Annotated in this window: 11 protein-coding genes; 5 read left to right on the forward strand and 6 right to left on the reverse strand. The window is 65.4% G+C overall.

Annotation, left to right across the window (positions count from 1 at the left end; genetic code table 11):
- Positions 1 to 199 precede the first annotated feature (199 nt).
- From IPM18_07745 to IPM18_07760, 4 genes are all read right to left on the reverse strand, one after another.
- Positions 200 to 889, reverse strand: coding sequence for a biliverdin-producing heme oxygenase (locus IPM18_07745; protein ID MBK9119480.1), 690 nt, complete (start codon positions 887 to 889; stop codon positions 200 to 202).
- Positions 890 to 1,074: 185 nt separating this feature from the next.
- A complete protein-coding gene (locus tag IPM18_07750) occupies positions 1,075 to 3,600 on the reverse strand; it encodes an ATP-dependent Clp protease ATP-binding subunit (protein ID MBK9119481.1) in 2,526 nt (841 codons plus the stop codon).
- Positions 3,601 to 3,844: 244 nt separating this feature from the next.
- Positions 3,845 to 4,372 carry a hypothetical protein gene (locus IPM18_07755; protein ID MBK9119482.1) on the reverse strand — a complete coding sequence of 176 codons (528 nt, stop codon included), beginning with the start codon at positions 4,370 to 4,372 and terminating at the stop codon, positions 3,845 to 3,847.
- Between the two features lie 73 nt (positions 4,373 to 4,445).
- A complete protein-coding gene (locus IPM18_07760; GenBank protein MBK9119483.1) occupies positions 4,446 to 5,537 on the reverse strand; it encodes a glycosyltransferase in 1,092 nt (363 codons plus the stop codon).
- A gap of 119 nt (positions 5,538 to 5,656) precedes the next feature.
- Here IPM18_07760 and IPM18_07765 point away from each other — a divergent pair, with 119 nt between their 5' ends.
- The 3 genes from IPM18_07765 (at position 5,657) to IPM18_07775 (ending at position 8,727) form a co-directional block, all read left to right on the forward strand.
- Positions 5,657 to 6,517, forward strand: a complete 861-nt coding sequence (locus IPM18_07765) for a CPBP family intramembrane metalloprotease (GenBank protein ID MBK9119484.1) — start codon at positions 5,657 to 5,659, stop codon at positions 6,515 to 6,517.
- A gap of 76 nt (positions 6,518 to 6,593) precedes the next feature.
- Entirely contained in the window at positions 6,594 to 8,069 is a 1,476-nt protein-coding gene (gene guaB / locus IPM18_07770) for an IMP dehydrogenase (GenBank protein MBK9119485.1), read from the forward strand.
- 58 nt (positions 8,070 to 8,127) lie between these two features.
- The gene (locus tag IPM18_07775) at positions 8,128 to 8,727 is read left to right on the forward strand and encodes a hypothetical protein (GenBank protein MBK9119486.1); all 600 of its coding nucleotides are present in this window, start codon (positions 8,128 to 8,130) and stop codon (positions 8,725 to 8,727) included.
- A gap of 25 nt (positions 8,728 to 8,752) precedes the next feature.
- On the opposite strand, the gene IPM18_07780 is transcribed toward IPM18_07775, so the two are convergent.
- Positions 8,753 to 9,673 carry a GNAT family N-acetyltransferase gene (locus IPM18_07780; GenBank protein MBK9119487.1) on the reverse strand — a complete coding sequence of 307 codons (921 nt, stop codon included), beginning with the start codon at positions 9,671 to 9,673 and terminating at the stop codon, positions 8,753 to 8,755.
- 202 nt (positions 9,674 to 9,875) lie between these two features.
- On the opposite strand from IPM18_07780, the gene IPM18_07785 reads away from it, so the two are divergent.
- The gene (locus IPM18_07785; protein ID MBK9119488.1) at positions 9,876 to 11,024 is read left to right on the forward strand and encodes an alanine--glyoxylate aminotransferase family protein; all 1,149 of its coding nucleotides are present in this window, start codon (positions 9,876 to 9,878) and stop codon (positions 11,022 to 11,024) included.
- An 84-nt stretch (positions 11,025 to 11,108) separates the two neighbouring features.
- Here the strand turns inward: IPM18_07785 and IPM18_07790 are convergent, their stop codons facing one another.
- A complete protein-coding gene (locus tag IPM18_07790) occupies positions 11,109 to 11,468 on the reverse strand; it encodes a hypothetical protein (protein MBK9119489.1) in 360 nt (119 codons plus the stop codon).
- Between the two features lie 237 nt (positions 11,469 to 11,705).
- Here IPM18_07790 and IPM18_07795 point away from each other — a divergent pair, with 237 nt between their 5' ends.
- Positions 11,706 to 12,920, forward strand: coding sequence for a hypothetical protein (locus IPM18_07795; protein ID MBK9119490.1), 1,215 nt, complete (start codon positions 11,706 to 11,708; stop codon positions 12,918 to 12,920).
- Positions 12,921 to 12,937: the final 17 nt, after the last annotated feature.

Below are 12,937 nucleotides of genomic sequence, written 5' to 3' on the forward strand. Positions count from 1 at the left end.
CTCCGAACGACCATCGCGACCCAGTTTATTACCATGTCGCCGCAATGCAACCGGCCTTGAACGGGATGGCGAGCGGCGGCGAACACGTCCGAGTCAACGCTGGAAATGTATCACATGTGCAAAAGATAATCAAATCGAAAACACTGAATTCTCATTTTTGAAATCTGCCTGGCGCTGGTGAGGTTGCCGGAAAGGGAGCTCAGCACGAAGCATGAGGGGGCGCTGCAACTGCGCCCGGCACCGCCTTGAGGACCCCATCGTCCACGCGTCCAATCAGGTCGAACGACGCTTGGGCACCGGTTACGACTGCGGCCCTCTGATGCACGTCAGCAGGCGCGGCAGATTCGAGGGTAGTGCGGAATTGCTGCCAGAGTTGCCGCTGTTCTTCGCCATGCGGATCAAGGTACGCGCTAGCGCCCGCAGCCCATTCGTGCGCCCTGCGTTCCAGCGCTCGCAGTACGAAGCGCCCACCGTTCTTGCTGCCCTCGAACACGTAATGGGCACCCAGCAGGCGCTCGGGCACGGACTCGGCCCAACGTGACCACTCGGCCAGGCAGGCCGTCGTTTCGGGCGTGGCCTCCGCGTTGGCGGTGGTGCCGAACGCTTGCAGTGCGGCAAGGGCGGCGGGAGCCAGGCGATGCTCCGGCGTGAGGAGCGGCTGCCACTCTGGGCGGCTAAGGGCCAGCTTATCCAGCAGTGCTTCCAATCGCACGTGTAGCAGGTAGCGTTGCTGTAGCCAAGCCACACAGCCGGCGTGTGTGAGGCCCCCCTGCATCAATGCAAGAGCGAAGGGCCCGCGTTCGATCGCCGCGTGCTGGGCGGACGTTTGGGCTTTAAGTTCGTCCAACAGTGTGTGCGTGGCAGAGCCAGTTTCGGCTGCTGGCATCATGAACCTCTTGGGTTGGAAGATGATTTAGTGTTCAATCTAATGATGCAATCATAAATCGTACACGGTGGGTGTCAAGGACGTTTGGGGGGCAATCGCAAACGCGTGGTGCCCACGCAGCGGGTCAAGCTGCGCGGGCACCCAGCGAACTTGCGGGGCAGCGGCCTGGCCGCGCGAGTCAGCGCGATCTACGTCGACTCGGCACTCGCGGCCGACACGGCGGCGGGGCCGGTATCTTCCGGGCCAACACCCGTAAACTCAATTTTGCGCTCGTCGCTGCCTTCCTCACCGACGACCTCGACCCGGATCAGGGTCTTGCCGGCAAACTTGTTGCGCAAGATGTCTTCGCTGAGCGGATCCTCGACCATCGAGGAGATCGAGCGACGCAATGGCCGAGCGCCGAACTTCTCATCCGTACCTTTTTCGACGAGGAATTCCTTCGCGGCGGGGGTGATCTCGAGCGTCAGGCCGCGCTCCTTCAGCCGCTTGCTGACCTTGGCAACCTCGAGATCGACAATTTGCAGCAGATCGGCATGGGTGAGCTTGTGGAACACCACCACTTCGTCCAGGCGGTTGATGAATTCCGGCCGGAAGTTGCGCTCGAGCTCGCTGACCAGCATGTCCTTCATCTTCTGGTAGTTGATGTCCTCGTCGCGCTTCATGAACCCGAACGGATCCTGGCTCATGATGCGGTCGGCGCCGATGTTGCTGGTCATGATGAGGATGACGTTGCGGAAGTCGACGTGGCGGCCGAACGAATCCGTCAACCGGCCTTCTTCCATGATCTGGAGCAACATGTTGAAGACGTCGGGGTGGGCCTTCTCGATCTCGTCGAGCAGGACGACCGCGTAGGGCCGGCGGCGGATGCGCTCGGTGAGCTGCCCGCCCTCTTCGTAGCCGACGTAGCCCGGCGGAGCGCCGATCAGGCGGCTGACGTTGTGCTTCTCCATGTACTCCGACATGTCGATCGTGATCATCGCGTCTTCGTCGCCGAACATGAAGTCGGCCAGCGTCTTGGCGAGGAGCGTCTTCCCGACACCGGAGGGGCCGAGGAAAATGAACGAACCCATCGGCCGGTTGGGGTCCTTCAGGCCACTGCGGCTGCGGCGGACGCTGCGGGCAATCGCGCTGATGGCTTCGTGCTGGCTGATAACGCGCTTGTGCAGCTCGTTCTCGAGTTCGAGCAGCCGCGCGGCCTCCTCCTTTTCCAGCCGGGTGAGCGGAATGCCGGTCATCTTGCTGACGACTTCGCCGACAACGATCTCGTCGACAATGCCCTCGGCCTCCTGGGCGTTGTCCTTCCACTCGCGCTGGATGTTCTCCCGCTTCATGCGGAGAGACTCGCTCTTATCGCGGAGCTCGGCGGCCCGCTCGTAGTCCGCATTGCGGACGGCCTCGTCCTTCTCCGCGGCCAGACGCTCGATCTCGCGCTCGAGCTCCGCCATGTCCGGCGGGATGGTCATACTCTTGATACGCACGCGGGCGCCGGCTTCGTCGATGACATCGATGGCCTTGTCGGGCAGGACGCGGCCGGTGATGTAGCGGTGGGAAAGCTCCGTCGCGGCACGCAGGGCATCATCGGTGATTTGCACGCGGTGGTGGGCCTCGTACCGATCGCGCAGCCCCTTCAGGATCTCGAGGGCGTGCTCCATGGACGGTTCATCGACGTGGATCGACTGGAAGCGGCGCGCGAGGGCGGCATCCTTCTCGATGTACTTGCGGTATTCGTCAAACGTGGTCGCGCCGATGCACTGGATCTCGCCACGCGAAAGGGCCGGCTTAAGCACGTTGGATGCGTCAATGGCACCCTCGGCGCCGCCGGCACCGACCAGCGTGTGCAGTTCGTCGATGAATAGGATGACATTGCGCGCCCGCCGCACCTCGTTCATGACCGCCTTGATGCGCTCTTCGAACTGGCCGCGATACTTCGTGCCGGCGACCATCATGGCGAGGTCGAGAATGACAATGCGGCGCTCGTGCAGGATCTCCGGCACCTGGTGGGTGATGATCTTCTGCGCAAGGCCCTCCACGATCGCGGTCTTGCCGACGCCCGCTTCCCCGAGCAGGACCGGATTGTTTTTCATCCGGCGGCAGAGCACGGTGATCACACGCTCGATTTCGTTTGCCCGTCCGATCACCGGATCGAGTTTGCCCTCGCGTGCGAGTTCCGTCAGATCGCGGCCGAAGGAGTCGAGCGCGGGGGTGCGGCTGCGGCCGCCCTTCTTGGTCGGGGCCTCGCCCGGCGGCGCAACGGCCGAGGATTCTTCCGATTCCATGCCGGCGCCGAGGAGGTTGAGGACTTCCTCGCGCACGTCGTCGAGTTTCAGTCCGAGGTTCATCAGAACCTGGGCGGCGACGCCGTCCTGCTCGCGCAAGAGCCCGAGCAGCAGGTGCTCGGTGCCGACGTAGTTGTGATTCAGATTGCGGGCCTCTTCGATCGCGTACTCGATGACGCGCTTGGCCCGCGGGGTCTGTGGCAGCCGCCCCATGGTGACCATCTCGGGTCCGCTACGGACGAGCTTCTCCACCTCGAGTCGAACCTTGCGCAGGTCGACGCTGAGGTTCTTGAGCACGTTGGCGCCGACCCCGGAACCCTCTTTCACGAGCCCGAGCAGGATGTGTTCCGTCCCGATGTACTCGTGGTTGAAGCGCTGGGCTTCCTGGTTGGCCAGGGCCATGACCTTGCGCGCACGGTCCGTAAAACGTTCGAACATGAGCTTCAAGTCTCCATCACGGCTGCGTTTGCGTCGTCGGGCAGGGCGCAGCCCTTTACCGGCTACGCAACTCGCATGTTACCGGGCGATTCTATGCCGCGCGCAGGGGGCCAGCAAGGCAGGCCGCGAAGCGCCTGTACTGGCTATCGACCGGCCGGCACCGCGCATGGAGGCGTGCGCACTTCGTGAAGTGCGGAAACCAGCGCGGTACGCGGGGGCTGTGAACCAGGGCTGCCGTAGGGGTTCAGGACTGTCGGGGACCGGAGTGCGGCTCCGCCCCGGCCAGGGCCACGAGCGCCCGGTGAGCCGTCGCGCGGTAGAGCCCATGGCGATCGGTGCGCAGGACCAACTCCCACACCGTTCGCGCCTGGGCGTGGTCGCCGGCGGCTGCCAGTGCCTCGGCGGCGCGTACCGCGACGAGCAGGTCCGTTGCCAAGTGGCATTGCAGTGGCTCGAGCGCCCGCAGGGCGGTCTGCGGGTCACCGGAAGCCATGGCACGCCGCGCAGTGATCAGGGCAGCCCGTCGCATGGCGGCGTGGGCGGCAGCGGCCTGCTCGCGCACGGTTTGCGCCAGTTTGAACTGTGCGGCGACGTAGACCGCGATTGTCAGAACGACAACGATATAGACTGCCCAGGGTGGCGGCTCGTACGGGATGACCGCGATCCAGAGGACGGACAGGAGAGAGAATACCCAGAATACGGCACCGAACAGCAGGCCATGGCCCCAAGCGCCGATCAGGAGCAGGCCCGCTCCGGGGGTCAACAAGTTCATAGCGTACTGGGCCCGGGTAGGGGCTGGCGTGGCGGGCGGGGCATTGGTCAAACTTGGAATCATCCTCTCCAGATTACCCGTTACGGCTGGATTGCGCCACCTCGGTGTACAGTTCCCCCAGGCGCTGCAAGAGTACCGCGAGGGGGTGGTGTGCGCGGGCGTACTCCCGAGCCGAAGCCGCGAGTTCGGCCGCCTGTGCCGGTTTCTCCAGCACGCGGGCGAGCAGGTAGGCCAGTTCCGTGGCTGAGCCGGGCGTAAACATCCAGCAGGTGCGATCTTCGTGGAACCAGGGGCCGCGCTGCTGGCGCGCGGCGATCACCGGCTTGGCGTGCCCCATCGCACTGAGCGCCACGAGCGCATACTCCTGCTCCTCCGCTGGAACCACGACAATGTCGACTTCCGGGAGTACACGGTCCCAGAGCTGCGGTGTGTCGAGCAGTGAGACGCACGCCCCCAAGTTCAGCTCGCGCAACTTCTGCCACACGGGTTCGATGCCTGGGCCGGCGCCCAGGAGGGCCACCTGAACCCGCTCGCCACCGGGGGCGAACTGGGCTACGGCCTCCAGCAGAGCCGCGCAGCCGGTGTATTGCGCAAATGATGTCACCGCCAGTACGCTGCAGATGGCGCTCTCAGGACGCGCCGCCGGCGCGCTCAGGGGCACGAAGGCGGCCGGCAGATCGCGGACACCCCCCGGCACGACTTCTCCGACCTCACCACTCCGCACAGAGCTGATCCGCCATTCATGCGGACCAGCCCGCAGCGATTCCAGGCGTCGGTGATGACGCCGATTCAGGGCATGCACGATCAGTGGAAGTCGCGCGGTTTGTGTCCATTGCCGGATCCACCCCAGCCCCGTCGTGCCCCAGAGATGTACCACAGACGGCTGTGGTAGCACCTGTCGGCGCAGATAACGCCAGAGCGGCCAGGCGCGCCAGCCGCTGAGGTCGCGGACGAGGTGCGCCCCGACCGCAGCATCGCCCAGGCGCAGGATCAATTCTTCGTCGTTGGTCAGCAGCGTGGAGTGTACTCCTTGCCGAGCCAGCCCCCGCAGTGTCTCGGCAATGAGTGGCATGAAGGCAGCCGCTGTCCGGCGCTCGGCCACATGCAGAATGGGGCCCAGTGCGGCCGTTGGTGCCGGGGGCGTTTCGAGCGGCGTACGGGTCATCGGGTGCAAGATAGCAGGGATCGTCCAGAAGTTTGAGACCTCTGCAGACGAACAGCACGCACCACCCTGCCAGTGCCGATCGCGGGTAAACTTCCGCAGCGTGTGGTGCGGAGTCGTGCATGCCGGAAATTGTCTGGTGGCTGGATGCGACGGGTGTCGGCCTGGGAGCGGCGCTGGCTCTTGGAGCCGCTGTGCACCTGCTGCAGAGCGGACGCTGGCGGGAGCCCCTGCACATGGCGCCGCCACTACACACGCAAGCGGATTTTTTCGGCGTGCTGCTCACGTTCGTGGTCTACGCGGGTGTGGTGCTGTTGCTGCAACACGCGATCGAGGCGATCCTCGGCCCGCCGGAGATGTCTGAAGGTGCCCTGCGGCCGGGGGCAGCGCGTTGGCACTGGCTGCAGTCGGCAGACCTGGCAGGCAAGCTGGTGGCCTGCGGCATCATGCTGTGGCTCCTGCGACCAGCGACCGCGGACGGGACCGTACCGCGATCTGGTGCGATACGGGTTGGGCTGATCAGTTTCGGTGCCTTTTTAGCGCTGCTTCCGCTGATGAGTGCCCAGTTGCAACTCGGCCGAGCGGTCTGGCATTGGCTGCATCCGGATGCACCTCTGCCCGAACACATGGTGCTGGAGGCGTTGCGGCAGAGCGCCTGGGGCGCCTGGGGGCGTGCGCAGCTCATCCTTGCGGCGGTGCTGGTTGCACCGCTGGTGGAAGAATTGTTCTTTCGGGGGGTCGTCCTCGATGCCTTCCGGCGTGTTCTGGGGCGACATTGGCCCGCGATCGTGGCGTCGGCGGTGGTCTTCGGTGTGGTGCATGCTCAGCCACAGGACAAACTGCCGCTGGTCACGATGGGGCTGGTGCTCGGCTACCTGCGCGTGCGTTATGCAGCCCTCTGGCCGTGCGTGGTTGTACACGTGCTCTTCAACCTGCGCACGATGCTGGCGGCCGTTCTCATGGAATCGGACGGAGTGGACTGACGCCTGTACACGGGTGCGCCGCTTGTCGGTTCGACCGCTCCCTTGACGCCGTCGGGGGGCCGATTATGCTTCATCCATGGTGGACGAAACGCACATTCCGAAGGTCATCGGGCAGGCCCTCACCTACGACGATGTGCTGCTGGTTCCGCGCCGGGCGACCAGGCACCCGCGCGACCTGGACGTCAGCACGCAGCTCACCCGCAATATCCGGATCAACATTCCGCTTGTCAGCGCACCGATGGATACCGTCACCGAAAGCATCCTCGCGATTGCGCTCGCGCAGGAAGGTGGGATCGGGATCATCCATCGCAACCTCTCGATCGAGGAGCAGACGCGCGAGGTTCACAAGGTCAAGCGTTCCGAGAGCGGTGTGATCCTGGACCCGGTGACGTTGCGCCCGGAAGACTCCGTGGCCCGCGCCCAGGAGATCATGCGGCTGCACAACGTCAGCGGGATTCCTGTCACGCGCGCGGATGGCACGCTGGTGGGGATCCTGACGCGCCGGGACATGAAGTTTCTCGAGTCGTACGAGAAGCGCATTGCCGACGTGATGACCAGCGACAACCTCGTCAAGGCCCCGCCGCACACGACCCTGGACGAAGCTGAGGCGATCCTGAAGCAGCACAAGGTCGAGAAGCTGTTGCTGGTGAACGCCCAGAACCGGCTGGCCGGCTTGATCACCATGCGGGATATCGAGCGTGCCCGCGAGTTCCCGCAGCGTTGTTCGGATGCCCGCGGGCGACTGCGGGTCGGGGCGGCCATTGGTGTGCATGACTATGAGCGCGCCACGCAATTGCTCGCGGCAGATGTGGATGTGCTCGTGGTGGATACGGCCCACGGCCACAGCGACGCGGTCCTCGAAACCGTCCGCACGCTCCGACGCGAGCACCGCATCGAGATCATCGCGGGCAACGTCGCAACAGCGGAAGGCGCGCGTGATCTGGCCGACGCCGGGGCGGACGCGGTGAAGGTGGGCATCGGACCCGGGGCGATCTGTACGACGCGGGTGGTCGCGGGTGCGGGCATCCCCCAGGTTACGGCGATCATGCAGTGTGCCGAGGCCGTGGATGTGCCGGTCATTGCCGACGGTGGCATTCGCTATAGCGGTGACATTGCGAAGGCGCTCGCTGCCGGCGCTTCCAGCGTGATGCTCGGCTCGCTCTTCGCGGGGCTGGACGAGTCCCCTGGGCAGCTCGTGCTCTGGAAAGGACGGCGTTTCAAGGAATATCGGGGCATGGGTTCGCTGGGCGCTATGGTGCGCGGCAGCGCCGAGCGCTACGGCCAGGCAGCCGACCAGCCGCAGAAGATGGTGCCGGAGGGCGTTGAGGGTCGCGTACCCTATCGCGGGCACCTGAGTGAGTACGTGCTCCAGCTCGTCGGCGGCCTGCGCCAGGGCATGGGCTATTGCGGTGTCGCGAACATCGCGGAACTGCGTCGGGATGCGCGTTTTGTGCGCGTCACGCACGCCGGCGTGATCGAATCGCATCCGCACGATATTGTGATTACGAAAGAGCCGAGCAATTACGCAATCGACCACGCGGCTGAAGAATAGGATCAGGCACTCCGGTTACTGGGGTGCGCAACTTGGGCGGGCATGGATGGAAGCGGAGATGACAATGCACCGAGTGGCAACCTGGATGCGTGTAACGCTGTGTGCGGGGCCGGTGCTGATCGTGGCCGGCTGCGCGAATACGATGAATCATTTTCATGAAGACGGTCCGGCGGTCACCGCTGCCTGGCAATCCCCGACTGAAATCGAGATGCGGGCTCGGTATCAGCCGGCGTCCGTGCGGCAGCGTGAATGGGCGGCCAAGACGATCGCGCCACAGGACGGCGGGGTTCGGCATTGGCCGCTCTACTTCGAGGACCCCTTTGTGGACAAGGGGCACGGGCGCACGGATGAGACCCACTACCACAACGTGTGGCGCGGCGGCTGGGAGGATCCCTTCGCGGCGGTGTACAACTATGCCCGCTTCACGGCGAATTGGCTGTTCGTGCCGGTGAGCGCTGCGGTGACGCCCCCGTGGACCATTATGGAAAGCGACGGCTTCGTCAGCCGACAACTGCTCTGGTACGACCACGATGCGCGCGTCATCGGTTCGACCCTTTTCGCACGCGAGGCCCCGGCAGACACTCCCGAACCCACCCCGGCCGAGGAGGTCCCTGCGGTCGAGGAACAACCCGAGCCGGAGGACGGTCAGGCGGTGTAGATTGCCGAGCAGGGGGCGGCTCGCGTCAGTCTTCGGCGGGGGCCGGTGGCATGGGCGGGGGCCGGTGGTCGGTTACGGCGGGCGGGGGGGTGGCTTGCCAGGCACCGTGGTGCCAGTCGGCCAGCTTTTCCATGGGGAAATCCACCTGTTCGTAACCCCGCTCCCGGGTGGCCTGTTCGAGTGCGGGACGCAGCAGCTCACCCACGTAGTCGTGCGGCACGAGCAGTGCGTATGTGCGGGCGCCCGTGCGATCGAGCCCCGCGCTGCCGAACGCGAACAATCGTCCGCCAAACCACTCACCCAGCAACAGGCCGGCCCCGCGATCCTGGTGTGCGAGTAGATCGAGCACGAACACTTCGGCGGCCACCGCGGATTCTTCCAGCGGCACCCGGGGATCGGGACCCATCCGGTGCTGCAGCAGCGCGATCATCGCCGGCGCATCCGCGCGCGTCAGTGGACGCACTGCGGGCGGACCGGCGGGCGACCCGTCATAGGGGGTTGGCGCGGCATGGCCGAAACACCGCAACATCGCGAGCCGCGCGTGCGGCTGCCAGAAGGCCCGATGCAGCGGCTGGAAGTGGAAACGCCCGTAGACCGCCTCGTCCAACTCGGCCGTCGCGAACAGGTACAGCCAGCGCCCGCCGGTCATTTCGAACCACGCCGCCACGGCTTCGAATAACTGCCGCGCGAGGCCCCGCCGACGGCGCTCGGGTCGCACCAGCGCCGGGCGAACAATGCCAACGTCGCCGCACCGGCCGATGCCGAAGCAGCCGCCGAGATGGTGGGCATCCTCGGGTGCGATGGCAAACGCGTCATGCGCGCCGGGCACGCCCTCTGCCACGCGGATCCGCAGATCGTCCAGGAAGGCACGATTCTCGTTATGAAAGAGGTCCTCCAGCGCAGGCCAGCGCTGTGGGGCAGGCGGCACAATGACGACGGGCTTCATAGCGACCCCTCGGCCACGGGGACCGCGGAGCAGGATGCCTTACGAACGCCGTGAGCATCGTACGCGCTGCCGCCGCTTTGTCTACCGGCGCCGGTAGGTGACTTCGCGCTGTGCCACGGCCGCTTTACACTACCTAAGTGTCCGCTTTCAGACATCACGCCGCCGGCGGTGTCCGGTGGTTTTGACCCGTGAGGTAGTCGCGATGAAGAAGATCCGCCTGTTCACCCCCGGTCCGTGTGCCGTACCCGAGGAAGTGCTGATCGAGATGGCCCGCCCGTTCCATCATCACCGGACGGACTGGTTCAAGGGGCTGATGGAAGACGCGACGAAGAAGCTCCAGAAAGTGCTCCAGACCGAACATGAAGTTCTGATCCTGACCGGGTCCGGCACGGCGACGGCCGAGGCGGCCATCATCGGCTGTAACCCGCCGGGGTCGAAACTGCTGACGATCGAGGCGGGGAAGTTCGGGCAGCGCTGGGGTGAAATTGCCCAGCAGTATGGCCTCGAGGTCACGCGCTATGAGGTGGAATGGGGCACGGCACCGACGGCCGAGGAGGTCGCCGAACTACTCAGGAAAGACCCCGCGATTACGAGTGTGATGGTCGTACACAGTGAAACTTCCACCGCGACGGTGTGCGATCTCGAGGCCATCGCGAAGGTCTGTCGGGCGGCTGACAAGCTTCTGATCGCGGACTGCATCACTTCGGCCGGCGCGCTGCCGCTCAAACCCGACAAGTGGGGCGTGGATGTGGTGATCACGGGGGCCCAGAAGGCGCTGATGCTGCCGCCGGGGCTCGGCTTCCTGGCCCTCAGCGCGCGGGCGTGCAAAGTGATCGAGTCCCACAAATCGCAACCCGCGTATTACCTGAACCTGAACAAGGCGCGCAAAGCTGCGAAAGAGCACGATACGCCATTCACACCGGCGCATCTGCTGGTCCGCGGGCTGGTGGTCGCCCTGGACCTGCTGCTCGACGAGGGCATGGAGCAGGTCTGGAGGCGCGTCGCGGCAATGGCGGCGGCCACGCGGGCGGCCGGTGAAGCCATTGGCCTGAAAGTGTTCTCCCAATCACCCTCGGACTCGGTGACGGCGCTGTGCCCGCCGGAGGGCATCAAAGTCAAGGCGCTGCGGGAAGAACTCGAACAGCGCTATGGCATCGAGTCGGCCGGCGGACAGGACCAGCTCAAGGGCAAGATCTTCCGAATCGGGCACATGGGCTACGTGGACGAAATGGACACGGTGCTGGCGGTCGCAGCCCTGGAGCAGGTCCTGCTCAAGCTGGGGCATCGGTTCGACCTTGGCGCCGGCGTTACGGCAGCCCAGCAGGTGATCGCGGAAAGACTCACAAAGTAGTAATGGACGATAGGGACAATGGAGCGCTGGGAGAGTGGGTCGCATGATGTGGAGCCCCGTGTGTAGGGGCGCCCCAGCATGGACCTATCGATTCACCCGCCGTACCAGCGCGAACAGCACACCGAGCACCACCGCGACAGCGATACTGGCCAAAAGGCAAGTCATCCCGAACAGTGCGAGGACTCCGGCGACATCGGGCGCTCCCCGGCGGGCGGCGGAGTCCGGGGCGAGCGGGGCGGCACTGGGGGCGGTGGCCGGCGCGGGGGCGGTGGTCGGCTGGGTCGCCAGTGCGGGCGCGGTGGCCGGTGGAACGGTCGCGGCCCGGAGCGCTGCCGTGGTCGTCGGAACCGGCGATCGGGCCGCCAGCGGCGTGATCCCCGAGTGCAACGCGACGATCAGTGCGAGAATGAGCAATGCGGGATGTTGGACGCGGGACGGCCACATAAGAGAAGTATACTGCACGCTGCACACCGCCGTCGTGGCGGCGTGACGGCGGCGGACTCGGCGAAGCCAGCACTTCGACATGAGCGCGAACGTCATGTGCCAATTCTGGTCACAGGGTCCAAGACACCGCTTGCGGCGCGGTGTCATGCCCACACTTGACCGCACTATTCGGCGGAGGGGACGCATAACTTGGTAGCCCTTGGCCCCCGAGCGCGGTTGGGAACCGGAGGGCGTCAAGTGGGTTGGGGAATCCCGGTAGCTTGGGCCGTGCTGCTGCTCTGGTGGGGTGTTCTGGCGTGGACCAAGCCGCAGCCGGTCGTAGACGAGGTGATTCACACCCCGGCGGTATTGGCGCTCGCCACGGGAGACTTTGCGCCTGTCCGTGAATTGCCGATGCTGCCCGGGTACCACCTCCTGGCGGCGGGGATTGTGCGACTGGGCGGCGATTGGGCTGCGCTGCGCGGCGTCAATGTGTTCTTCGTGGGCTTGGGTGCCTGTTGCCTTTACGCGGCCGCTTGCCGTCGCGGGGATGAGGATCCGGATGCGACGGTGTTGCTTCAGGTCCTCAACCCGGCCGGCTTCTGGCTGTTCGCGCTGGTGTACACGGAGCCGCTTAGCTGGCTCCTGCTCGCGATCGCCGTCTGGCTGCATACGTTGCGCCGGCCGGGACTCACCGCGGCCGTGCTGGTGCTCAGCGTGCTGGTGCGGCAGTCCAACGTGGTCTGGCTCGTGCTCTTTGCGGTGTGGTCGTGGCTCAATGCCTACCCGGCGACTGCGCCGCCTGCACGGCGGTTGCTTCGGCGCGGGAGGGTTTTGTCGGCGTACGGCGTGGCGGTCATCGTCGCGGGCCTCATCCTGCTGCTGAACGTGGGCTGGGTAATGCTGCCGAATCCCAACAACCGCGCCGGCCTGAATCCGGCGACACTCTTCCTGTGCGGATTCATCGCGGCCCTGGTGTGGGTGCCGCTCTGGCTGCCGGACCTGTTCCGGAACTGGCGTACGGTGTATGGGCCGGCGCTGCGACGCGCGAGCGTGTGCGGTATGCTGTTGGCCGGGGGTATCACGCTTTTCCTCGTGTACCGCAATCCACACCACTGGAATTCCAACCCGAACTACCTGCATGATGCCTTCGCCGAAACCCTGCTGCGCATACCTGTGGCGCGTGCCGCGGTGATCATGGTACTTCTGGCAGCGATGGTACCCCTGGTGCGGTTCGCGCAGCAGATTCGCCATGCCGCACAACTCCTCCCGGCCTGGATCTTCGTTCTGCTATTCGTGGCGCCCCACTTCCTGGCGGACCATCGCTATGCGATCCTGCCGGTGCTCATTCTCCATGCGGCCGCACGGTATACGCGCTACGAAGCGCGGGTGTTATGTGTGTGGAGCGGTCTGCTCACACTTGGAGCCGCGGCGTACTTTGTCCGCTTTGGAGCCGAGCGTGCCGGGCTTTAGCCCCCGAGTGTCCGAAC

The sequence above is a fragment of the Phycisphaerales bacterium genome, assembly GCA_016716475.1.
Lineage (GTDB): Bacteria > Planctomycetota > Phycisphaerae > UBA1845 > Fen-1342 > JADJWG01.

Excerpts from the sequence above, each read along its gene's own strand:
- IPM18_07745 (MBK9119480.1), bottom strand. The coding sequence starts at position 889 with ATGATGCCAGCAGCCGAAACTGGCTCTGCCACGCACACACTGTTGGAC.
- IPM18_07750 (MBK9119481.1), bottom strand. The coding sequence starts at position 3,600 with ATGTTCGAACGTTTTACGGACCGTGCGCGCAAGGTCATGGCCCTGGCC.
- IPM18_07755 (MBK9119482.1), bottom strand. The coding sequence starts at position 4,372 with ATGAACTTGTTGACCCCCGGAGCGGGCCTGCTCCTGATCGGCGCTTGG.
- IPM18_07760 (MBK9119483.1), bottom strand. The coding sequence starts at position 5,537 with ATGACCCGTACGCCGCTCGAAACGCCCCCGGCACCAACGGCCGCACTG.
- IPM18_07765 (MBK9119484.1), top strand. The coding sequence starts at position 5,657 with ATGCCGGAAATTGTCTGGTGGCTGGATGCGACGGGTGTCGGCCTGGGA.
- guaB (MBK9119485.1), top strand. The coding sequence starts at position 6,594 with ATGGTGGACGAAACGCACATTCCGAAGGTCATCGGGCAGGCCCTCACC.
- IPM18_07775 (MBK9119486.1), top strand. The coding sequence starts at position 8,128 with ATGACAATGCACCGAGTGGCAACCTGGATGCGTGTAACGCTGTGTGCG.
- IPM18_07780 (MBK9119487.1), bottom strand. The coding sequence starts at position 9,673 with ATGAAGCCCGTCGTCATTGTGCCGCCTGCCCCACAGCGCTGGCCTGCG.
- IPM18_07785 (MBK9119488.1), top strand. The coding sequence starts at position 9,876 with ATGAAGAAGATCCGCCTGTTCACCCCCGGTCCGTGTGCCGTACCCGAG.
- IPM18_07790 (MBK9119489.1), bottom strand. The coding sequence starts at position 11,468 with ATGTGGCCGTCCCGCGTCCAACATCCCGCATTGCTCATTCTCGCACTG.